At 64.1% G+C, this 21,814-nt stretch carries 23 protein-coding genes; 14 read left to right on the top strand and 9 right to left on the bottom strand.

All coding sequences use genetic code 11. The features are described 5' to 3' along the window. Window positions 1-25: 25 nt before the first annotated feature. On the bottom strand, window positions 26-469 hold the full coding sequence (locus FNV92_RS24210; RefSeq protein ID WP_143844251.1) for an SRPBCC family protein: 444 nt from the start codon (window positions 467-469) through the stop codon (window positions 26-28). A 119-nt stretch (window positions 470-588) separates the two neighbouring features. Then, a complete protein-coding gene (locus FNV92_RS24205) occupies window positions 589-786 on the bottom strand; it encodes a hypothetical protein (RefSeq protein ID WP_143844252.1) in 198 nt (65 codons plus the stop codon). Between the two features lie 383 nt (window positions 787-1,169). Between FNV92_RS24205 and FNV92_RS24200 the strand changes: the two genes are divergently transcribed. From FNV92_RS24200 to FNV92_RS24190, 3 genes are all read left to right on the top strand, one after another. Then, window positions 1,170-1,379, top strand: coding sequence for a cold-shock protein (locus FNV92_RS24200; protein ID WP_008134109.1), 210 nt, complete (start codon window positions 1,170-1,172; stop codon window positions 1,377-1,379). Window positions 1,380-1,478: 99 nt separating this feature from the next. After that, window positions 1,479-1,721 (top strand): hypothetical protein, encoded by a 243-nt coding sequence (locus FNV92_RS24195; RefSeq protein WP_015687317.1) that lies wholly within the window; start codon window positions 1,479-1,481, stop codon window positions 1,719-1,721. Window positions 1,722-1,775: 54 nt separating this feature from the next. Next, window positions 1,776-2,000, top strand: a complete 225-nt coding sequence (locus FNV92_RS24190) for a hypothetical protein (RefSeq protein WP_041748431.1) — start codon at window positions 1,776-1,778, stop codon at window positions 1,998-2,000. 34 nt (window positions 2,001-2,034) lie between these two features. Here the strand turns inward: FNV92_RS24190 and FNV92_RS24185 are convergent, their stop codons facing one another. The 4 genes from FNV92_RS24185 to FNV92_RS24170 all read right to left on the bottom strand — a co-directional run bounded on the left by FNV92_RS24185 (window position 2,035) and on the right by FNV92_RS24170 (window position 6,433). Beyond that, window positions 2,035-2,217 carry a hypothetical protein gene (locus FNV92_RS24185; protein WP_143844253.1) on the bottom strand — a complete coding sequence of 61 codons (183 nt, stop codon included), beginning with the start codon at window positions 2,215-2,217 and terminating at the stop codon, window positions 2,035-2,037. A gap of 298 nt (window positions 2,218-2,515) precedes the next feature. Continuing rightward, window positions 2,516-3,793, bottom strand: coding sequence for a formyl-CoA transferase (gene frc, locus FNV92_RS24180; RefSeq protein WP_015687314.1), 1,278 nt, complete (start codon window positions 3,791-3,793; stop codon window positions 2,516-2,518). Between the two features lie 151 nt (window positions 3,794-3,944). Further along, window positions 3,945-5,678 (bottom strand): oxalyl-CoA decarboxylase, encoded by a 1,734-nt coding sequence (oxc, locus tag FNV92_RS24175; protein ID WP_143844254.1) that lies wholly within the window; start codon window positions 5,676-5,678, stop codon window positions 3,945-3,947. Window positions 5,679-5,740: 62 nt separating this feature from the next. Continuing rightward, complete coding sequence (locus tag FNV92_RS24170; protein WP_162006348.1) at window positions 5,741-6,433, bottom strand: GntR family transcriptional regulator; 693 nt, start codon at window positions 6,431-6,433, stop codon at window positions 5,741-5,743. Window positions 6,434-6,782: 349 nt separating this feature from the next. On the opposite strand from FNV92_RS24170, the gene FNV92_RS24165 reads away from it, so the two are divergent. The 11 genes from FNV92_RS24165 (at window position 6,783) to FNV92_RS24115 (ending at window position 19,923) form a co-directional block, all read left to right on the top strand. Then, window positions 6,783-8,912, top strand: a complete 2,130-nt coding sequence (locus FNV92_RS24165) for an acetate--CoA ligase family protein (RefSeq protein ID WP_143844255.1) — start codon at window positions 6,783-6,785, stop codon at window positions 8,910-8,912. Window positions 8,913-8,974: 62 nt separating this feature from the next. Continuing rightward, window positions 8,975-9,817, top strand: coding sequence for an IclR family transcriptional regulator (locus FNV92_RS24160; RefSeq protein WP_143844256.1), 843 nt, complete (start codon window positions 8,975-8,977; stop codon window positions 9,815-9,817). 104 nt (window positions 9,818-9,921) lie between these two features. Further along, complete coding sequence (locus FNV92_RS24155) at window positions 9,922-10,890, top strand: Bug family tripartite tricarboxylate transporter substrate binding protein (RefSeq protein ID WP_015687309.1); 969 nt, start codon at window positions 9,922-9,924, stop codon at window positions 10,888-10,890. Further along, on the top strand, window positions 10,887-11,372 hold the full coding sequence (locus FNV92_RS24150) for a tripartite tricarboxylate transporter TctB family protein (protein WP_143844257.1): 486 nt from the start codon (window positions 10,887-10,889) through the stop codon (window positions 11,370-11,372). The genes FNV92_RS24155 and FNV92_RS24150 overlap by 4 nt, the downstream gene beginning before the upstream one ends. Beyond that, window positions 11,372-12,871: a tripartite tricarboxylate transporter permease gene (locus tag FNV92_RS24145; protein WP_143844258.1), complete on the top strand. Its 1,500-nt coding sequence runs from the start codon at window positions 11,372-11,374 to the stop codon at window positions 12,869-12,871. Before FNV92_RS24150 ends, FNV92_RS24145 begins: the two co-directional genes overlap by 1 nt. 53 nt (window positions 12,872-12,924) lie before the next feature. After that, the gene (locus FNV92_RS24140; RefSeq protein WP_143844259.1) at window positions 12,925-13,725 is read left to right on the top strand and encodes an NYN domain-containing protein; all 801 of its coding nucleotides are present in this window, start codon (window positions 12,925-12,927) and stop codon (window positions 13,723-13,725) included. Between the two features lie 85 nt (window positions 13,726-13,810). Further along, the gene (locus FNV92_RS24135) at window positions 13,811-15,613 is read left to right on the top strand and encodes an adenine deaminase C-terminal domain-containing protein (protein ID WP_143844260.1); all 1,803 of its coding nucleotides are present in this window, start codon (window positions 13,811-13,813) and stop codon (window positions 15,611-15,613) included. A 152-nt stretch (window positions 15,614-15,765) separates the two neighbouring features. Further along, window positions 15,766-17,556 carry a glyoxylate carboligase gene (gcl, locus tag FNV92_RS24130; RefSeq protein ID WP_143844261.1) on the top strand — a complete coding sequence of 597 codons (1,791 nt, stop codon included), beginning with the start codon at window positions 15,766-15,768 and terminating at the stop codon, window positions 17,554-17,556. Window positions 17,557-17,567: 11 nt separating this feature from the next. Then, window positions 17,568-18,353, top strand: coding sequence for a hydroxypyruvate isomerase (gene hyi / locus FNV92_RS24125; RefSeq protein ID WP_143844262.1), 786 nt, complete (start codon window positions 17,568-17,570; stop codon window positions 18,351-18,353). 185 nt (window positions 18,354-18,538) lie between these two features. Then, window positions 18,539-19,426, top strand: a complete 888-nt coding sequence (locus FNV92_RS24120; protein WP_143844263.1) for a 2-hydroxy-3-oxopropionate reductase — start codon at window positions 18,539-18,541, stop codon at window positions 19,424-19,426. A gap of 113 nt (window positions 19,427-19,539) precedes the next feature. Further along, entirely contained in the window at window positions 19,540-19,923 is a 384-nt protein-coding gene (locus tag FNV92_RS24115; RefSeq protein ID WP_015687301.1) for a DUF1236 domain-containing protein, read from the top strand. A 45-nt stretch (window positions 19,924-19,968) separates the two neighbouring features. Here the strand turns inward: FNV92_RS24115 and FNV92_RS24110 are convergent, their stop codons facing one another. The 3 genes from FNV92_RS24110 to FNV92_RS24100 all read right to left on the bottom strand — a co-directional run bounded on the left by FNV92_RS24110 (window position 19,969) and on the right by FNV92_RS24100 (window position 21,595). Beyond that, on the bottom strand, window positions 19,969-20,346 hold the full coding sequence (locus FNV92_RS24110; RefSeq protein WP_143844264.1) for a VanZ family protein: 378 nt from the start codon (window positions 20,344-20,346) through the stop codon (window positions 19,969-19,971). Between the two features lie 77 nt (window positions 20,347-20,423). Beyond that, complete coding sequence (locus tag FNV92_RS24105) at window positions 20,424-21,020, bottom strand: thiamine pyrophosphate-dependent enzyme (protein ID WP_041748430.1); 597 nt, start codon at window positions 21,018-21,020, stop codon at window positions 20,424-20,426. Window positions 21,021-21,028: 8 nt separating this feature from the next. Continuing rightward, the gene (locus FNV92_RS24100; RefSeq protein ID WP_168213585.1) at window positions 21,029-21,595 is read right to left on the bottom strand and encodes a thiamine pyrophosphate-binding protein; all 567 of its coding nucleotides are present in this window, start codon (window positions 21,593-21,595) and stop codon (window positions 21,029-21,031) included. Window positions 21,596-21,814: the final 219 nt, after the last annotated feature.

Below are 21,814 nucleotides of genomic sequence, written 5' to 3'. Positions count from 1 at the left end.
TCCCGACGCTCGCGGCGTCTGGATGTTATTGATTGATCTCGGGCTCGACGAGCCTTGCCAGATTGCGCAGCGATTCCTGCCAGCCGAGATAGCAGGCCTCCGGAGGAATGACGTCCGGGATACCCGCCTGGGTAATATCAAGCTCGGTGCCGACCGAGACCTTCTTCAGGATCACGGTCACCTCGATCTCGCCGGACAGGTTGGGATCGTCGAACCTGTCGGTGTAGCGGAGACGTTCGCCGGGGACGAGCTCGAGATATTCACCGCCGAATGAATGACCGGCGCCCGTCGTGAAGTTGCGGAACGACATCTTGAACGTGCCGCCGACCTTCGGCTCGAGATGATGCACGGTGCAGGTGAAGCCGTTCGGCGGCAGCCATTTCGCCAGCGCGTCCGCCTCGACGAAGGCGCGATAGAGTTTCTCCGGGCTGGTCGAGAGAGCGCGGTGCAGGCGGACAGTGTTCGGCATGGTGGTCATCCCTATGACTTGATGGGCCCGACATTGGCGTCTACGGCCCGTTCATGTCCCGAGGACGATCGAGACGCTGCCGATCCGACAGGGCGTCTCAGGTTATGCGAAAGGCTGCGTCAGGTCGGCGCTCTCAGGCCCGGGGAGCCGATCCATGCATCGATCTGGATGGCGGTCTCGTCCTGTCGGACCTTTCGCAGCAGCAGATCGCGGCGACGACCTGGCGGAAGCGTCCGCATCTCCTGGCGCAAGCGTTCGACTTCCTGCGTGAGCCTCTGGCTGAGAGTTTCAGTCTGCTTGAAACGACGCCGTTCCATGGCGCATCTCCCTTGCTGATGAGGCGGGAGCGCAATTAGCGTTCTCATCACCGGTAAAAGCCACGTGCCGGCCGGTGATAGCAAACCTTAACATGAAACCGGCGTCAGGTCTGTCCACAAGGATACGTTGCCGGCCCGGTACCGGCGCGCAGATTCCGCCCCGACAAGACTGCATTAAACCTGCTCGACCGAGCCCCTGCGGCAATTAAGTCTCGGCAAGCCTTGCAAGCAACGCCGGGGAGGTATACCTTAGGGTTGTTCGTTCAGCCGCTGTGCCTTGTTGAATGCGCCCGCGGGCTCCTTTTCCATCGACATCGACGAATTGAATCGGTTTCGCGTGAGTGTCACGCGGAATGCACGCGTGTGCGCTTTGGAGAAGAAAAATGCCGACAGGTACAGTGAAGTGGTTTAACGGCCAGAAGGGCTTCGGATTCATTCAGCCCGACGACGGCGGCAACGATGTGTTCGTTCATATCAGCGCGGTCGAACGTGCTGGTCTGGCGGGTCTCGCCGAGGGCCAGAAGGTCAACTTCGAGGCCAAGACCGACAAGATGCGGGGCAAGGTCAGCGCTGAGAATCTCTCGCTGGCCTAAGCTCTCCAGTGCCGTTTCACGGATGTACTGAAACGGCCATGCGACCCGCTCGATCGTAAGGATTGAGCGGGTTTTGTCCGTTGCCGAACAGGGTGGAAGATGAGCACCAAGAGATCGGCCGGCCCGTCACCCGAAGGCATAGCGCGTTCCGAGCGTCAACGCGCGGCAGCCGAAGAGGGCGCGCGGGCGATGGCGGATGCCGAGCGGCAGTCCTTCGATGTCCGCAAGAACATGGCGCGGCTTCGCGAGTTGCGTGAGGCCAAGGAAATCGCCGATGCAAATCTTCGCGCATCGTTGCCGGCCCCTGTGCCGAAGAAGCGTGCGAAGAAATCGCCGCGATAGTCGCGCTTCATAGCGCCGACGATCATTCCAGAAAGGCCGGTCACATGCCAGAGATTGCGGATCGTGCCTAGGATCAAGCCGGATGGCGGCGGCACGATCACCTTTTTTCTCGCGCTGGGTGCGGGTCGACAGACGTGCCGGCTGGCCACCACGTTCCGGACCCAGAAGCAGGCCTTCAGCTATCTTCAGAAATACCGGACGGAGTTCGAGCGCATCGCGCGGATAAGGCTCGCTTCAGGCGACCTCGAAGACGGGATCGTCGTGCTCTCGATGCTCTAAGCCTCAATCTTGAGGCAACGCCTCCGTAACGCGTCTATTTGGAGCCGCTTTCCGGCTTGGCCTCGCGGGCCAATCGCTCCGCCTTCAGGCGCTCGCGGTTCTCGTTGAAGGAGTGCTGATCCCTGGCATAGTCATTGACCGGCTTATGCGTCTCGACAGGTTTGAACACCTTATTGGCTTCACGCTTGGCTCGATCGGGGGATTGATCTCTCGACATGTCGTCCTCGACTTGATCAACGAGCGGCGCCTCGACTCTTGCCGGGCAACGCCTCTCGCTATGGACCGGCCTGTCTTCATCAAGAAGACAAGGCTGAGAATTTCTTCATTGCTGGGTAGGTTTTTTGCGAGGCCGGGTCGCTCGCTGCGTGTGCGGTACGCATTTAGGACAGCGCGCCGGCGAAACGATAACGGTCACCGCCAGCTTTTGTTCCCAGGGATCAGCTCTCAATTCACTCTTGCCGGAGATAAAAAGGCCGCCGAAACCGGCGGCCTTTCGTCGTCTCTGACAGATCCGCTTACTCAGCGGCCTGCTTCTGCGGCGGGTCGAGTGCGCCGGACTTGTGGATCTCGGCGACCTGGTGGTCGCTGAAGCCGAGGACCGAGCGAAGGATCTCGTCGGTGTGCTCGCCGAGCAGCGGGGAGCGCTCGACATCGCTCGGTGAGTCCGACAGCTTGATCGGGTTGCCGACGGAGAGATACTTGCCGCGGGTGGGGTGGTCGACTTCGACCACCGTGCCGGTCGCGCGCAGCGACTGGTCTTCGGCAAGCTCCTTCATCGACAGGATCGGGCCGCAGGGGATGTCGTCCTTGTTGAGGATCTCCATCGCCTCGAACTTCGTCTTCGTCATCGTCCACTGCTCGATGCGGGCGAAGATCTCGTTCAGGCGCGGCAGGCGCGCCGCCGGTTTGGCGTAGTTCGGATCGGTCTTCCAGGTCGGCTCGCCGATCACGTCGCAGATCTTCTCCCAGACCGGGGCCTGGGTGATGAAGTAGATGTAGGCGTTGGGATCGGTTTCCCAGCCCTTGCACTTCAGGATGCGGCCGGGCTGGCCACCGCCAGAGTCGTTGCCGGCGCGCGGCACGGCGTCGCCGAACGGAATGCCTTCGCCGAACTGGCTGTACTCCTTGAGCGGACCGTGGGCGAGGCGCTGCTGGTCACGCAGTTTGACGCGGGCGAGATTCAGGACGCCGTCCTGCATCGCTGCCGTGACGCGCTGGCCCTTGCCCGAGTGGGTACGGTGATAGAGCGCGGTGACGATGCCCAGCGCCAGATGCAGGCCGGTGCCGCTGTCGCCGATCTGCGCGCCGGTGACGAGTGGGAGACCGTCACGGAAGCCGGTGGTGGAGGCGGCGCCGCCGGTGCACTGCGCGACGTTCTCATAAACCTTGCAGTCTTCGTAGGGGCCGGGGCCAAAGCCCTTGATCGAGGCGACGATCATCTTGGGATTGATCGCCTGGATCTTCTCCCAGGGGAAGCCCATGCGGTCGAGCACGCCGGGGCCGAAATTCTCGACCAGCACGTCGCACTTCTTGATCAGCTCGGTCAGAACCTCCTTGCCCTTGGGGTTCTTGGTGTCGAGCGTGATCGAGCGCTTGTTGTGGTTGAGCATGGTGAAATACAGGCTGTCCACGTTCGGGATGTCCTGCAACTGGCCACGGGTGATGTCACCCACGCCCGGACGCTCCACCTTGATCACGTCGGCGCCGAACCAGGCGAGCAGCTGCGTGCAGGTCGGTCCGGACTGAACGTGGGTGAAATCGAGAATGCGAACGCCCTCGAGCGCTTTGGTCATCGTGTTGCTCCTGTTACCACTTTTGTTTTGTCATGCCCGCGAAGGCGGGCATCCAGTACTCGCTGTCGTTCAGTTGGGTCAGTGCTCGCCATTCATATGGTCCGGCGAATACTGGATTCCCCGCCGGCGCGGGGAATGACCCGGCGGTCGGTTACTTCTTCTTCTGCAGAACGCTCTGCGGATTGAGGTTGCCGATGCGACCGCTCTCCGAGCCCGCGGCCGGATCGATCACCGCGTTGATGAGCGTCGGCTTGCGTGAAGCCATCGCGTCGTTGACGGCGCGCTTGAGCTCGTCGGGCGAGGTCGCATTCACGCCGACGCCGCCGAAGGCTTCCATCATCTTGTCGTAGCGCGCGCCCTTGACGAACACGGTCGTGGCCGGATCGGCATTGGCGCCGTTGACGTCGGTGCCGCGATAGATGCCGTCATTGTTGAAGATGACGACGCAGATCGGAAGGTTGTAGCGGCAGATGGTCTCGACCTCCATGCCGGAGAAGCCGAACGCGCTGTCGCCTTCCACCGCAAGCACGGGGTGGCCGGTCTCGAGCGTAGCGGCAATCGCCTGGCCCATGCCGATCCCCATCACGCCCCAGGTGCCGACGTCGAGACGCTTGCGAGGGCGGTACATGTCGATGACGCCGCGGGCGAGGTCGAGCGTGTTGGCGCCTTCGTTGACGAGGATCGCCTCGGGATGATCCTTGATGACGGTCTTCAGCACGCCGAGCGCGCCGTGATAGTCCATCGGCGATTTGTTGTTCATCAGCTTCGGCGCCATCTTGGCAACGTTCTCGTCGCGCTTGGACGCGATGGCCTTGGTCCAGTCGGCGGGCGGGGCGGTCCAGCCCGTCGCGATGGCCTGGTTGAAGGCCGAGACGACCGAGCCGATGTCGCCGACGACGGGCGCGACGATCTCGACGTTGGAGTCCATCTCGCGCGGTTCGATGTCGACCTGGATGAACTTCTTCGGGGTCTCGCCCCAGCTCTTGCCCTTGCCGTGCGAGAGCAGCCAATTCAGCCGCGCGCCGATCAGCATGACGACGTCGGAGTCCTTCAGCACGGTCGAGCGGGCAGCACCGGCGCACTGCGGATGCGTGTCGGGCAGGAGGCCCTTGGCCATGCTCATGGGCAGGAACGGCACGCCGCTCTTTTCGACGAAGGTCTTGATCTCCTCGTCGGCCTGCGCGTAGGCCGCGCCCTTGCCGAGGATGATCAGCGGGCGCTTGGCGCTCTTCAGCACGTCGAGCGCGCGTTTCACCGAAGCGGGCGAGGGGATTTGCGCGGGCGCAGCATCGATCACCTTGACCAGCGATTTCCGGCCGGCCTCGGCGTTCATCACCTGGCCGAACAGCTTTGCTGGCAGGTCGAGATAGACGCCGCCCGGACGTCCCGACACGGCTGCGCGGATGGCGCGGGCGAAGCCGATGCCGATATCCTGGGCGTGCAGCACGCGATAGGCCGCCTTGCACAGGGGCTTCGCGATCGCGAGCTGATCCATCTCTTCATAGTCGCCCTGCTGGAGGTCGACGATCTCGCGCTCGGACGAGCCCGAGACCAGGATCATCGGGTAGCAGTTGGTGGTGGCGTGCGCGAGCGCGGTGAGACCGTTGAGGAAGCCGGGCGCGGACACAGTGAGGCAGACGCCGGGCTTCTTGGTGAGATAGCCGGCGATGCCCGCGGCGTAACCGGCGTTCTGCTCGTGGCGGAAGGAGATCACACGAATGCCGGCGGCCTGCGCCATGCGGCCCAAATCCGTGATCGGGATGCCCGGCACATTATAGATGGTGTTGATGCCGTTCAGCTTGAGCGCGTCGATGACGAGATGAAAACCATCCGTCAGTTCCTGCTCGGTGCCCGGTGCTTCGGACTTGGTCGCGGTGTTCAGCATGGGCCTTGTCTCCCTGGTCTCTCAGTACTGGGGCGAGTTTTTCGCCCTTCTGGTGAACGGTGCTAGAAGAGTTCCTGTCCGTGTGCTTCGACGTAAGCGGCAAGGCCAAGGGTGTGGTCGCGGGCCCGCTTCTCGGCGAGTTCGGTGTCGCGCGCTTCCAGCGCTTCGATCATGCCGAGATGCTCGGGCAGGGAGGTCGCGGTGCGGTCCTTGCGGCCGATGGTCAATTGCCGGTAGCCGCGCACGTGCAGCAGCAAATCGTTGGTGAGATCGACCAGCACGGGCGATTCCGACAGGGAGATCAGCGCCTGATGGAAGGCGATGTTGGCGCGCGAATATTCCTCGACGTGATCCTCGGGCAGGCGATCCTTGCTGAAGTCCTTGAAATAGTCTCGCAGCGCCGTGATGTCCTTCTTGCGCGCCGTGGTGGTGATGAGGCGCGCCGCCATGCTTTCCAGCGCCGCCCAGGCGCGGATCATGTCGACGATCTCGCTCTTGGTCCGGCGCACCACCATGATGCCGCGGCGCGGAACGGTCTTCACGAAGCCGTCCTGCTCGAGCATCGCGATCGCTTCGCGGATCGGTGTGCGGCTGACACCCAGGCGCTCGGACAGCGCGCGCTCGTCGAGCATCACCGGCTCGGGCGTCGAGTAGATGTCCATCTTGAGGATGGCTTCCTTCAAGGCGTCATACGCCTTGTTCTTGAAGCTGCTCTCCGGGGCAATACGAACGATTGCGATATCTGCCTCGGCCATGTTCGGCAACGCCTTGGTTGGTTTCCGCAGTGACACGACGAATCTCCTCCAGTGGGAGTCGTCTTTTACAGGATTATTAACGGGAAAGTTTTTGGCATACCAAATGCCAGAATGTCAAGCTGCCTATTTTTTGCAGCCTTCTAGGGTGCTCCGCAGCTTGACAAGTTGGCTTCTGGCATACCAAATGCCATCGCCAGCCATTTTCGATCCAAGGCGGCGGAGTAATCTCATGCTTTATGCCACTCCGTTCCGCGACATGGAACAGAGGACGGCGAATGGCAAGCATGACGGGCGGCCGCGACACGCGCGCGCTTTGAAAAGAACGAACTGAGGTCAAGGGAGAAGCCACATGTCCAATTCCAAAGATGCCGTCCGCAAGGTGCTTGACCAGGTCAAGGCGGACAACCGCAGCAGCCTGACGGCGCCGGAAGGCAAGCTGGTCTGCGACGCCTACGGCATTCCGGTGCCGAAGGAGGGCGTGGCGAGGTCGGCGGGCGAGGCCGGCAAGATGGCCTCCGCGATGGGCTTCCCTGTGGTGATGAAGATCGTCTCACCGGACATTCTCCACAAGACCGAAGCGGGCGGCGTCATCGTTGGCCTCAAGACGGCCGAGGATGCAGAGAAGGCGTACGAGACCATTCTCGGGAACGCCCGGAAATATAAGTCCGATGCCAAGATCGAGGGCGTCCAGGTGCAGCAGATGCTGGCCGGCGGCACCGAAGTCATCGTCGGCTCGATCACCGACGGCTCGTTCGGCAAGCTGGTTGCCTTCGGCCTCGGCGGCGTGCTGGTCGAAGTCCTGAAGGACATCACCTTCCGCCTCGCGCCCGCGACCAGGGAAGATGCGCTGTCGATGCTCGACGGCATCCAGGCGCATGAGATCCTCAAGGGCGTTCGCGGCGGTGAGCCGGTGAACCGCAACGCGCTCGCCGACGTCATCGTCAAGGTCTCCCAGCTCGTGACCGATTTCCCCGAAATCGTCGAGCTCGACCTCAACCCGGTGTTCGCGACCGCGAAGGACGCGATCGCCGCCGACGTGCGCATCGTGGTGGACTTCGCCTATGTGCCGAAGCCCAAGCCGCGCCCGACCGAAGAGATCGTCGCGGCCATGAGCCGCATCATGCAGCCGAAGGGCGTCGCCGTGATCGGCGCCTCCGCCGAGGACGGCAAGATCGGCAACTCCGTGATGAAGAACCTCGTCAACGGCGGCTACAAGGGCGAGATCTATCCGATCCACCCGAAGGCGCCGGAGATTCTGGGGTACAAGGCCTACAAGAGCGTCAAGGACGTGCCGGGCGTGATCGACACCGCGGTGTTCGCGATCCCCGCCAAGTTCGTCGCCGGCGCGCTCGTCGAATGCGGCGAGAAGAAAATTCCGGGCGCCGTGCTGATCCCCTCGGGCTTTGCCGAAGCCGGCGCGCCGGAGTTGCAGGCCGAGATCGTCGAAATCGGCAAGAAGTACGACATCCGCCTGATGGGGCCGAACATCTATGGCTTCTATTATACGCCGGCAAATCTCTGCGCGACCTTCTGCACCGCCTATGACGTCAAGGGCCACGCGGCGCTGTCGTCGCAGTCGGGCGGCATCGGCATGGCCATCATCGGCTTCTCGCGCTCGGCCAAGATGGGCGTCTCGGCGATCGTCGGCCTCGGCAACAAATCCGACATCGACGAGGACGATCTGCTCGCCTTCTTCGAGCAGGATCCGAATACGAATCTGATCGCGCAGCACTGCGAAGACCTCAAGGACGGCCGAGCCTTCGCGGAAGCCGCCAAGCGCGTCTCCAAGAAGAAGCCGGTCGTCGTGCTCAAGGCTGGCCGCACCTCGGCTGGCGCCAAGGCGGCGTCCTCGCACACCGGCGCACTCGCCGGTAACGACAAGATCTACGAGGACGTGCTGGCGCAGTCGGGAGTGATCCGCGCCCGCAGCTTGCGGCAGCTGCTCGAATTCGCCCGCGGCGTGCCGGTTCTGCCGACGCCGAAGGGCGAGAACGTGCTGATCATCACCGGTGCCGGCGGCTCGGGCGTGCTGCTGTCGGACTCCTGTGTCGACAACGGCCTGTCGCTGATGTCGATGCCGCCGGATCTGGACGCGGCCTTCCGCAAGTTCATCCCGCCGTTCGGCGCGGCAGGAAATCCTGTGGATATCACCGGCGGCGAGCCGCCGATCACCTACGTCAACACGGTCAAGCTCGGCCTGTCGGACGAGCGCATCCATTCGCTGATCCTCGGCTACTGGCACACCATCGTCACGCCGCCGATGGTGTTCGCCCGCAACATGGTCGAGGTGAAGAAGGAGATGGAGGCCAAGGGCTTCGTGAAGCCGATCGTCGCCTCGCTCGCCGGCGACGTCGAGGTCGAGGAAGCCGCCGAATATCTCTACCAGAACGGCATCCCGGCCTATGCCTACTCGACCGAGCTTCCGGTCGAGGTGCTCGGCGCCAAGTATAAGTGGGCGCGCGGGGCAGGGCTGCTCTGAGTACGGTGACGTCCATTCACCTCTCCCTGTTCGCAGGGAGAGGTGAGAACAGTCAGGTCGCGATGAGCAAGAACGTGATCCGGCGCAAATCGCTCGAGCCTCGATCGCCTGCGGAGGCCGACCACGAGGCCCGTGATGGCGGCGTTCAATCTGTCGACCGCGCGTTGTCGATCCTCGAAACGCTCGCCGAAGACGACGAAGGCTATCGCCTCAGCGACCTCGCCGTCCGCACCGGCCTGTCGGCCTCCACCGTGCACCGCCTGCTGGCGACGCTGGAGAGCCGCCGCTTCGTCCAGTTCGACCGCGCCGAATCCAAATGGCATGTCGGGGTACGCAGTTTTACCGTGGGCGCGAGCTTCGCGCGGCGGCGCAATTTCTCGGCGCAGGCGATTCCCTACCTTCGCAAGCTGCGCGACCTCACCCGCGAAACCGCCAACCTCGCCATGGTCGACGATGAATTCATCATCATGCTGACCCGGATGGAGAGCCGCGAGATCATGCGCTCGCTGACTCAGGTCGGCGGCCGCGTCGCCATGGTGACGTCGGGGGTCGGCAAGGCGGTGCTGGCGACCTATTCCGACGAGGACGTCGGCGCCGTGATCCGTCATCACGGCATGCCCCGCCTGACCGAGAAATCGATCGTACGCCCGAGCGACCTGTTCAAGGAGCTCGAGAGAATCCGCAAGCAGGGCTATGCGCTCGACGATGAAGAGGCTTGCATGGGCCTGCGCTGTATTGCCGCAGTGGTCTACAACGACTGCGCCGAGCCGCTCGCGGCCATTTCCGTCTCGGGCATGACCAGCCGCATGACCGAGGACAGATTGCCGGAAATCGGCCAGATCGTGCGCGAAGTCGCCGGCGAGCTGACGGTCGCGCTTGGCGGGAGGATGCCGGCTTCCGGCTAACTGGGAACACGGGCCCTGTCGCTGGACAGCATCGGCCATTTTGGCTGATATGCGACCAAACGACACAATGCGGCAAACGTCCGCATGAGCCTGGAGATGCCCTCATGTTCCAACTTCCCGCGCGCCTTGTCGGCGCAGCCGTCGCGCTGACCCTTGCCGCAGCGACGCCTGCCTTCGCCCAGCAGCTCGAGCTGAAGCTGATGGCGCCAGCGGCACCGGGCGGTGGCTGGGACCAGACCGCGCGCTCGATGCAGCAGGCGCTGGTTGCCGCGGGTGTCGCGCGCAGCGTGCAGGTCATCAACGTTCCCGGTGCCGGCGGCAGCGTCGGCATCGCGCAGTTCGTCAACGGCGCCAAGGGTGACGGCAACCAGCTGATGGTCAACGGCTTCGTCATGGTGGGCGCGCTCGCCATGAACAAATCACCGGTGACGCTCGAGCAGGTGACGCCGATCGCGCGCCTGACCGAGGAAATCCAGGTGATCGTGGTCCCCGCGAATTCACCGATCAAGACCGCACAGGATCTGGCGGCCGCGGTGAAGGCCGATATCGCCAAGGTGACCTTCGCCGGCGGCTCGGCTGGCGGTGTCGACCACGTGATGGCGGCGTTGTTCGCCGGCGCCGTGGGCGCCGACGCCAAGAAGATCAACTACATCCCGTTCTCTGGCGGCGGCGAATCGCTCGCCGCGATCCTTGGCGGCAAGGTCACCGCGGGTATTTCCGGGCTGAGCGAATATGACGGGCAGATCAAGTCCGGCAAGCTGCGCGCGATCGGCGTGACCTCGGAGAAGCGCATCCCGGGCAGCGACATCCCGACCTTCAAGGAGCAGGGCATCGACCTCGTGATCGCCAACTGGCGCTCGGTGGTCGCGCCTCCCGGCATCACGCCGGAGCAGCGCAAGACCTTGAGCGATGCGGTCGAGAAGATGGTGAAGTCGGACGCCTGGAAGGAAATCCTCAAGCAGAAAGGCTGGGAGGACGCCTATCTCGGCGGGGACGCCTTCGCCGACTTCCTGAAGAAGGAAACGGTGCGCGTCACCGACGTGCTGAAGTCTGTCGGCCTGGTCAAGTCATGACCTCAGGCGATCCGGCCCAGCCGCCGCGGCGCGTCGATCGCGCCGGCATCGTCATTGCTGCATTGCTCGCAGGCCTTGCCGCGGTGCTGGTCTGGGATGCGCGCGGTCTGCAATCCACGACGATGTACGGGATGGGGCCGGAGGCGATGCCGGTCGTGATTGCTTGTGGGCTCGCACTGCTCGCGATCGGCAACTTCGTCGACGCGCTGCGCGGCAATTTGCCGCCGCGCGAGAGCGCCGATCCCGTGCCGGTGGTTTTGATCCTCGTCGGCCTTGCGCTGTTGATCGCCATCATCGGCTTCGGCGGCGGCTTCATCCTGGCGACGTCGGCGCTGTTCGTGACGACGTCGGCGGCGTTCGGGCGCCGCGCCATCCTGGTCGACGGCGTCATTGCCCTCGTGATGTCCACCCTCATCTATCTCGCGTTCGACCGGCTGTTGACGCTGAGCCTTCCGACCGGCCCGCTGGAGCGACTGCTGTGATGGACACTTTTGCGGCGCTGGCGCATGGCATGGCGGTTGCCGTCCAGCCGATGAACCTGCTCTATGCGCTGATCGGCGTGTTCCTCGGCACTGCCGTGGGCGTGCTGCCCGGCATCGGCCCGGCACTCACGGTCGCGCTGCTGCTGCCAGTGACCTACAAGCTCGACCCCGGCGGCTCGCTGATCATGTTCGCCGGCATCTATTATGGCGGCATGTATGGCGGGTCGACGACTGCGATCCTGATCAACACGCCCGGCGAGAGCGCCTCGATGGCGACCGCGCTCGAAGGCAACAAGATGGCCAAGGCCGGCCGCGGCGGGCCGGCGCTCGCGACCTCGGCGATCGGCTCCTTCGTCGCCGGCACCATCGCCACCATCGGTCTTGCTTTCCTCGCGCCCTGGCTGGTCGATTTCGCCGTGCGCTTCGGACCCGAGGATTATTTTGCGCTGATGTGCGTCGCCTTCGTCACGGTGTCGGCGACCTTTGGCGATTCCCCGGTCCGCGGCCTCACCAGCCTGTTCATCGGCCTGACGCTCGGCCTCGTCGGTATCGACAAGCTGACCGGTCAGGCGCGGCTTGCGTTCGGCGTCCCTGAATTGCTCGACGGCGTCGAGGTGACGACGCTCGCGGTCGGCCTGTTCGCGCTGGGGGAGGCGCTCTATGTCGCATCACGCCGGCACCATACCGAGGAGAAGCTCGAGCCGGTGCGCGGCTCGCTGTGGATGACCAAGGAAGACTGGAAGCGGTCGTGGAAGCCGTGGCTGCGCGGCACCATGTTTGGTTTCCCGATCGGCGCGTTGCCGGCGGGCGGCGCGGAGATCCCGACCTTCCTGTCCTATTCCTGCGAGAAACGGCTGACCAAGTACCCGGAAGAATTTGGCAAGGGTGCGATCGAAGGTGTCGCTGGGCCCGAAGCCGCAAATAACGCCTCCGCCGCCGGCACCTTGGTGCCGCTCTTAACGCTGGGATTACCGACCTCGGCGACCGCCGCGATGATGCTGGCGGGCTTCCAGCAATACGGCCTCAACCCGGGGCCGCTGCTGTTCGCCGAGCGGCCCGATCTGGTGTGGGGCCTGATCGCGAGCCTGTTCATCGCCAATTGCATGCTGCTCGTGCTCAACCTGCCGCTGGTGGGACTATGGGTGCGGCTGCTCGCGATCCCGCAGCCCTGGCTCTATGCCGGCATCCTCGTCTTCGCGACCATGGGCACCATCGCGGCCAAGCCGTCGGTGGTCGAATTGTCCATGCTGGCCGGCTTCGGCGTGCTCGGCTTCCTGATGCGCCGGTTCGATTTTCCGATCGCGCCCGTCGTGGTCGGCCTGATCCTCGGCCCGATCGCCGAGAGCCAGTTGCGACGTGCGCTCGCGATCAGCCTCGGCGATCCCATGACGCTGCTGCAGAGCCCGATCTCGGCGACGCTGCTCGGCCTCGCACTGATTGCGCTGCTGGCCCCATTCGTGCTGAAGGGGATGGGACGCTTCAAGGCGAACGAGGACTAGCCGTCCCGGCGCTCGCGTCGTCTAATGCTGCGTCTATCTCCTGGGGAAACGCCATGCCGTCGGAACTTCGCTCGCCCCGTCTCGCCGTCCTGATCGATGCCGACAATGCTTCCGCGAAGATCGCGGATGGGCTGTTCGAGGAGATCGCCAAGATCGGCGAGGCCAGCGTTCGCCGCATCTACGGCGACTTCTCCAATGCGCGATCGAGGGGCTGGGCCGACATCCTGTCGAAACACGCCATCATCCCGCAGCAGCAGTTCGCCTATACGACGGGAAAGAATGCGTCCGACATAACCCTGGTCATTGACGCCATGGACCTGCTTCACAGCGGCCGCTTCGATGGCTTCTGCCTGGTGTCGTCCGACAGCGACTTCACCCGTCTCGCCGCCCGCATCCGGGAACAGGGCGTCGACGTCTTCGGGTTCGGCGAGCAGAAGACGCCGGAAAGCTTCCGACAGGCCTGCCGAAGGTTCGTCTACACCGAGAACCTGCTTGCCGTTCCGGCGACCACGCAGGACGCCGCCGCGAAATCGACGTCGCTGCAGCCGCCCGATGCAGCCACTCCCATCATCAAGAAGGTCATTACCCAGATGGAGAGCGAGGACGGCTGGGTCGCGCTCGGCGAAGTCGGGCGGCAGCTCGCCAATCTGGCGTCCGATTTCGATCCGAGAACGTTCGGCTTCCGCAAGCTCAGCGACCTCGTGCGCAAGACGAATTCGTTCGAGATAGATGAATCCAAGGGCCGGGCGATGCGAATACGGGTCAAGCCCACTGCCGCACCATCGCCGAGACGGCGGAACCCGCGCAGACCCGCAAGAGCCGGAGCGACGGGCGGTTCAGCGCCTAAGGCCTGAGCAGCGGGTGCCGTTACATTTGCGCTTGCCCGGTTAAGCGCAGGGCGTAACCATCGCCTGGCCGTAACGCCACGCGAGGATCCCGATGACAAGACTTACCCGCTTCGCCGTCGCACCGCTGCATGCGATGACCCGGCGCCTCGCCGATGTCGCGTCCGCGCGCGTTGCGCCGGATCTCGTCGTCACCGGTGCCCGGGTGCTATCAACCTATTCGGAGCGCATCCACGTCAACCGAGAGATCTGGATCTCCGGCGGCCGTATCGCCGCGGTCAAGCCAACGGGGACAGCGAAGAAAGTCTGGAGCGACATGTCGCTGTTCGACGCGGCCGGTGGCATCATCGCGCCGGGTCTGGTCGACCCTCACATTCACATCGAGTCCTCGATGGTGACGGCCTGCGCTTACGCAGAGGCGGCACTCCTCAACGGCACCACCACGATCTTCTGCGACAGCCACGAGATCGGCAACGTCATGGATGTCGCCGGCGTCGAGGCGATGCTGGAGGACGCGCGCGAGGCGCCGCTCTCGATCTTCCTGACGGTGCCGTCGACGGTGCCTGCGACCTCGGCCGAACTGGAGACGGCGGGCGGCGATCTCACGCCGGACAAGATCGCTGGCCTGTTCGACCGCTGGCCTGAGGCGGTGGCGCTCGGCGAGAAGATGGATTTCGTGCCTGTCACGATGGGCGATGAGCGCAGCCATGCCATCCTCGCCGCCGCCCTGAAGCGCGGTCGCCCGGTGTCCGGCCATGTCTATGGCCGCGAGTTTGTCGCAGCCTACGCGGCATCAGGCGTCACCGACACGCACGAGGCGATCGACCGCGACATCGCCGACGATCTGCTCGATGCCGGCGTCTGGGTATTTCTGCGCGGCGGGCCGCCGACCACGCCCTGGCACTCGCTGCCACAGGCGATCCGCACCATCACCGAACTCGGTGCCTCGCACAAGCGCACGGCCGTGTGCACCGATGACCGCGATGCCGACGACCTCCTGCTGTTCGGCCTCGACTGGGTGGTGCGCGAAGCGGTGAAGGCGGGAATGTCGCCGGAGCAGGCCTGGTCGATGGGCTCGTTGCATGCTGCGACGCGCTTCGGCATGGATGGCGATATCGGCGGGCTCGGCGGCGGCCGCCGCGCCGATCTCGTGCTGATGGACGACCAGCTCAGGCCGCACTGCACTTGGTACGGCGGCGAGCTCGTGGTCGAGCACGGCAAGATCACGCCGCGTCTCGATCAGGCGCTGTCGCAGCGCTATCAATACCCGAAGGCAGCCTACGCGACGGTGAAGCTGCCGGACAAGTTGAAGCTGACGCCCGAATTGCCGGCGAAGGCCTGCACGGTCAACGCCATCAGGACCGCGCTGCCAGGCATCACGCTGATCCACGAGAAAGTCGCGATCGAACCGGCCAAGGACTGGCCGTCGCTGTTCGCGCGTTACGGCCTGTGCTTTGTTACGGTGGTCGAGCGGCACGGCAAATCGGCGGGCAACGTCGCCTATGGTCTCCTGAATGATTTTGGCCTGAAGCGCGGCGCGGTCGCCTCCAGCGTCGGGCACGACAGCCATAACATCATCGTTGCCGGAACCAACGAGCCGGATATGCATGTTGCGATCGCTGCCATCAAGCAGCATCAGGGCGCCGTCTGCGTCGTCGCCGACGGCAAGGTGCGGGCGTTGGTGCCGCTGCCGATTGCCGGCCTGCTCTCTGACAAGCGCGTCACGGAGGTCGCCGAAGAGGTCAAGGTACTGAAGAAGGAATGGGCTGAGGCCGGCTGCACCATCCCCTACATGGGCTTCAATTTGATTCCGCTATCGGTCATTCCGGAAATTCGCATCACCGACAAGGGTCTGGTGCTGGTGCCGCAAATGGAGCTGGCGCCGTTGTTCGAGTGAGCGGCTTTCACGTCCTTCTCGATCTAACCGCCTGAGACGCCCACGATTTTTCCACGGCTGCCGCATCGTGGAAAATAAAATCGTTCTCGTTGAGATCGCATCTCGCACGCCTGATGATCTCGCTCGCTGACGCAACCCGAGCGAGGTCCGATATGGCGAAGATGCGAGCTATCGATGCGGCCGTCCGAATCCTGGAGAAGGAGGGCATCTCGACGGCCTTCGGTGTTCCCGGGGCCGCGATCAATCCGCTTTACTCGGCGCTGAAGAAGCGCGGCTCGATTCGCCACATCCTGGCGCGCCATGTCGAGGGCGCCTCGCACATGGCCGAGGGCTATACGCGGGCGAAAGCGGGCAATATCGGCGTCTGCATCGGCACTTCGGGACCAGCCGGCACAGATATGATCACAGGGCTCTATTCGGCGATTGCAGACTCCATTCCGATCCTCTGCATCACCGGGCAGGCGCCGCGGGCGCGGCTCTACAAGGAAGATTTTCAGGCCGTCGACATCGAATCGATCGCAAAGCCCGTGACGAAGTGGGCGGTGACCGTGCGTGAGCCCGCGCTGGTGCCGCGGGTGTTCAGCCAAGCCTTTCACGTCATGCGTTCGAGCCGGCCGGGGCCGGTGCTGATCGACCTGCCGCTCGACGTGCAGCTCGCCGAGATCGAGTTCGACGACGAGACCTATGAGCCGCTGCCGGTCTACAAGCCGGCCGCGACGCGCAAACAGGTCGAGAAGGCGCTCGAGATGCTGAATGCGGCCGAGCGGCCGCTGATCGTGGCGGGCGGCGGCGTCATCAACGCGGATGCTTCCGATCTGCTGGTGGAATTCGCCGAGATCGCCAACGTCCCGGTGGTGCCGACGCTGATGGGGTGGGGCGCGATCCCCGACGATCACGTGCTGATGGCAGGCATGGTGGGTCTTCAGACCAGTCACCGCTACGGCAACGCCACCATGCTCGAATCCGATTTCGTGCTCGGCATCGGCAATCGCTGGGCCAACCGGCACACCGGCTCGGTCGAGACTTACACCAAGGGCCGTACCTTCGTACATGTCGATATCGAGCCGACCCAGATCGGCCGCGTGTTCAATCCCGACCTCGGCATCGTCTCGGACGCGAAGGCTGCGCTCGAACTGTTCGTCACCGTCGCCAGGGAGTGGCGCCGGTCGGGCAGGCTCCGCGAGCGCCAGGCGTGGCCCGCGTCCTGCCGCGATCGCAAGAAGACGATGCTGCGCAAGAGCCATTTCGATAACGTTCCGATCAAGCCGCAGCGTGTCTACGAGGAGATGAACAAGGCGTTCGGCCGCGACACCACCTATGTCACCGTGATCGGCCTGTCGCAGATTGCCGGCGCGCAATTCCTCGGCGTCTACAAGCCGCGCAACTGGATCAATGCCGGGCAGGCAGGTCCGCTGGGCTGGACGCTGCCCGCGGCGCTCGGCGTGCGCGCGGCGTGTCCTGAGCGTGAGCTCGTCGCGCTGTCCGGCGATTACGACTTCCAGTTTTTGATCGAGGAGCTGGCGGTTGGGGCGCAGTTCAATCTGCCCTACATCCACGTCGTCGTGAACAATTCCTATCTCGGCCTGATCCGCCAGGCCCAGCGCGGTTTTGACATGGACTATCACGTCCAGCTTTCCTTCGAGAACATCAATGCGCCCGAGCTGGGTGGCTACGGCGTCGACCACGTAGCGGTCGCCGAAGGCCTCGGATGCAAGGCGATCCGCGTCACCGACCCCAAAGACTCCCAGGCCGCGTTCGCGACCGCGCGCGAATTGATGGCCAAGCACCGTGTGCCCGTGGTGGTCGAGTTCATCCTCGAGCGTGTCACCAACATCGCGATGGGCACGGAGATCGACAACATCGTCGAGTTCGAGGAGGTGCTGGACCTGGCTCTCGACGAGGTCGGGACCATCAGGCCCGGCGTGCTTCAGCCGGCGGAATAGGGGACAGCATCATGCCGAAATTCGCCGCCAACCTCACCATGCTCTTCAACGAGATGCCGTTCATCGACCGCTTTGCCGCGGCGAAAGCGGCGGGCTTTGCCGGGGTCGAGTATCTCTTTCCCTATGATTTCGACAAGGCGCAGCTGCGCGAGCAGCTCAAATCCCACGGGCTGACGCAGGTCCTGCACAATCTGCCCGCCGGCAATTGGGCCAAGGGCGAGCGCGGCATTGCGATCCTCCCGGATCGCGCCCCCGAATTCCGCGATGGCGTGTTCCTCGCCATCGATTACGCCAAGGCGCTCGAATGCGAGCAGCTCAATTGCCTCGTCGGCATCGCGCCTGTCGATGCCGATCCGCGCGAGCTACAGGAGACGCTGGTTGGCAATTTGCGCTTTGCGGCCTCGACGCTGGCGCGCGAAAACATCAGGCTCTTGGTCGAGCCGATCAACACGCTCGACATTCCCGGCTTCTACCTGAGCGGTACCGAGCAGGCCGTGCAGCTGATCTCCGAGGTGCGATCGAACAATCTGTTTATCCAGTACGACATCTATCACATGCAGATCATGGAGGGCGATCTCGCCCGTACCATGCAGGAATATCTGCCGCAGATTGCGCACATCCAGCTTGCCGACAATCCCGGGCGCAACGAGCCTGGCACCGGCGAGATCAACTATCCCTTTCTGTTCCGTCACCTCGACGCGATCGGTTATCGCGGCTGGGTCGGCTGCGAATACAAGCCGCGCACCGCGACGCTGGAAGGCCTGTCCTGGCACGCGGCGCAGACTTTCGAGACGTGAGATACAGCGTCGGTGCACTACCTCTTCTCCTTGCGGGAGAGGGTTGGGGAGAGGGTGTCTCCGCGATGGGACAGCGAGAAAATCCCCCAGTGGATAGAATCCTCACCCGGCGTGTTGCGCCGACCTCTCCGCAAGCGGGAGAGGTGCACCGATTTCGTCTATTCAACTGAGAGAAAGCTAAACCCATGATCGACGTCGGCTTCATCGGACTTGGCACCATGGGACGGCCGATGGCCGGCCATCTCCTGGCCGCGGGCCATCGCGTTCTCCTGTATGACGTCGCAGCTGTTGCCCCCGAGCTGATCGCAGCCGGCGGTGTCCCCTGCAAGTCGGCTAGGGAGGTCGCGGAGGAGGTGGATGCCGTCATCATCATGGTACCGGATACGCCACATGTGGAGGCGGTGCTGTTCGGCAAGGACGGGGTCGCAAGCGGCGTTTCCAAGGGCAAGATCGTCGTCGATATGAGTTCGATATCGCCGCTGGCGACCAAGGAGTTCGCCGGGAAGATCGAGGCGCTCGGGGCCGACTATCTCGACGCGCCGGTGTCCGGCGGAGAGGTCGGCGCCAAGGCTGCAAGCCTCACCATCATGGTCGGCGGGCCGGAGCGGGCTTTCGACACCATGAAGCCGATCTTCGACAGAATGGGCAAGAACGTCACCCGCGTCGGTGCCAATGGTGACGGCCAGACCACGAAGGTCGCCAACCAGATCATCGTCGCGCTGACGATCGAGGCGGTCGGCGAAGCGCTGTTGTTTGCATCCAAAGCCGGGGCCGACCCCGCGCTGGTGCGCAAGGCGCTAATGGGAGGGTTTGCGTCCTCTCGCATCCTCGAGGTGCATGGCGAGCGCATGGTGAAGCGCAATTTCGAGCCCGGCTTCCGCATCGAGCTGCACCAGAAGGATCTCAACCTCGCGCTCGAAGGCGCTCGCGCGCTCGGCTTGTCGTTGCCGAGCACGGCGGTGGCGCAGCAATTGTTCTCGTCCTGCACAGCCCATGGCGGTAAGGGCTGGGATCACTCCGCGATGGTACGGGCGCTGGAACTGATGGCGGGTCACGAGGTTGCCGTCGCCTGAACTGTTACGCGGTAACACTCTCAGCAACGATGCATTTTTCGTGGCGATGGAACCGGAACAATGGTCCGGCGCCGCGGTTGAAGGCGCATCAACAAACACTGGAGAGTGTGGACATGAAGACCCGTCTTGCAATTTCGTTGGCTGCCGTATCGCTGCTGGCATCGAGCGCGGCCTTTGCCCAGTCGACGACCGAACAGGGCGCCCGGAACGGCGCACGCGCGGGTGGCGACATCGGCGGTCCGGTCGGGGCGATGGTCGGCGGCACCGTGGGTGCGGCCGTCGGCGCTGGCCTGGAAATCCCGAACGCGATCCTGGGTGGTATCCCGCGCTCCGACTCTGTCGTGGTCGAGGAGCGCGTCGTGGTCGGCGAGCCTTTGCCCCCGACTGTGGTGTTGCGTCCCGTGCCGAACTACACCGAGTACCGCTATGCGGTCGTGAACGATCGTCGTGTGATCGTCGAGCCGCGCACGCGCCGGGTCGTCAAGATCATCGATTGACCGGCCAGAGCACAGGCGTTTAGAGAAGACAGGCCCTGCGGAGCGTCACTCCGCGGGGCCTTCGCTTGTGACCGCAGAACTGGCACGAAGGCGCGCCATGGCCCAATCAGCGGCGGCCGCGAGCACAAAGCCCGCGCAGGCCGTAGCTGCATCGACGAGAAAATCTTCCAGGCGCGCGTGGCGTCCGGGCGCCCAGAATTGCATCAGTTCGAGCACGCCGATCAGGACCACCGCGACGGCGGCGACGACCCAGCGGCGATTCCGGTAGGCGAGGCCGAAGGCCAACCCTACCAGGACGAAGGCCAGTGCATGCTCGCCATCCTGGCCGAGGTCGGAATGGGGCCGCAGGCCGGGCGGGCCGAGGGTCGCGAAAGTGACGGCGGCTGCCAGCAGCCAGGCAAAACAGCGAACAAAAATGGACATCCGGTCCGGATAGCACGGATTTGCAACAGCCGGCTACGCGGCCGGGATCAGATCGTCGTGTAGTTAATGACGAAACGTTAAAGTGGCTCGCGCACACCGAGGCCGTGCATGAAGCGTTCCCGGATCTGCACGGGATCGCGCCGGGTGGTGCCGACGCCCGGCTTGTCGTCGATGCGGACGGCAATCAAGCTCGGCTCGGAAGCTGACATCGCCGTGTCGACCAGTCGCTCGAAATCCTCCTCGTCCGCGGCCCAGGCGCTGTTGGCGAGCCCCGAAGCTGTGGCGATGCCGACGATGTCGGCCACACTTGCGGCCGGCGTCGGCTGTGCGCCGGTGATCTGGTAGATGCCGTTGTCCATCACGATCATGATGAGGTTCTTCGGCTTCAACGTCGCGATCGTCGAGAGGGCACCAAGCTGCATTAGAAGCGAGCCGTCGCCCTCGAGTGCGAAGACGCGGCGGGCGGGCTGCGCGAGTGCGACGCCCAGTGCGATCGGGAAGGCGAGGCCCATGCTGCCGAGCATGTAGAAATTCTGCGGGCGGTGACCCGCGGCCCAAAGGTCGAAATTGGTGTTGCCGATGCCGCCGATCACGGCTTCCTCGTGCTTGAGTTTTGTGATCAGGCGCGAGGTCACGTCGAAACGGTTCATCACCTTGGTATTGCGCGTGTTCATGGCGGCGCTCACTTGTCGAACGTCTTGCCGCCGGTGAGCAGCGGGTTGAGGATCAGCGCCACCGGCGCCTGTGTCGTGACGGCCTGCTTGATCGAGCGGTCGGCGATGAATTCGAGCTCGTCTAGCCGGGTGATGGTGTGATGCTCCAGCGCCAGCGAGTCCAGCACCGGGCGCATGGTGCGGCAGACCAGCGACTGGCCGTAGTTGAACTCGCCGAGCGTGCCGCGCTCGGACACGAACATGATCAGCGGGATCTGGTAGGGCACTGCCAGCGAGGCCAGCACGTTGGCAAGCGTTGCAAAGCCCGAGGTCTGCATCAGCACGGCGCCGCGCCGTCCGCCCATCCAGGCGCCCGAGACGATGCCGACGGCCTCTTCCTCGCGGGCGGTGGCAAAGGTCGTGAAGAAGGGGTCAGCGTGCAGGTTCTGGATCAGCGGCGTCAGCACGCGGTCGGGCACGTAAGGGATGAGGCTGATCTCGTTTCGCTTCAGGGTTTGCAGGACGATGCCATGCCAGCTCTTGTCGCTGGACCCCTGCGTCACCTGGGGCGAGGTCTGCTGCTCCGCAATCGCCATTGCGCTCTCCCTTGAGCCGCGCATGCTTCTTCGTTCTGGCCGTCGCGGCGATCTCCCGAACTTGACGCGGGCAGCGGGATTGTCAACATGTCCGGGCCGGCACCGTGATCTGCGCCAGAAGGCCTGCCGTGGCCAGCCCCGCCATGTCATAAGCGGCGACAACGAGAAAACGGGAGGGACGCATGGACGGAGCGCGCATCGCGCTGACCTTGCGGGTCT

The organism is Bradyrhizobium cosmicum (assembly GCF_007290395.2).
GTDB lineage: Bacteria > Pseudomonadota > Alphaproteobacteria > Rhizobiales > Xanthobacteraceae > Bradyrhizobium > Bradyrhizobium cosmicum.
Note: the sequence above shows the minus strand (reverse complement) of the source record. Positions and strands in the feature narration are given on the sequence as shown.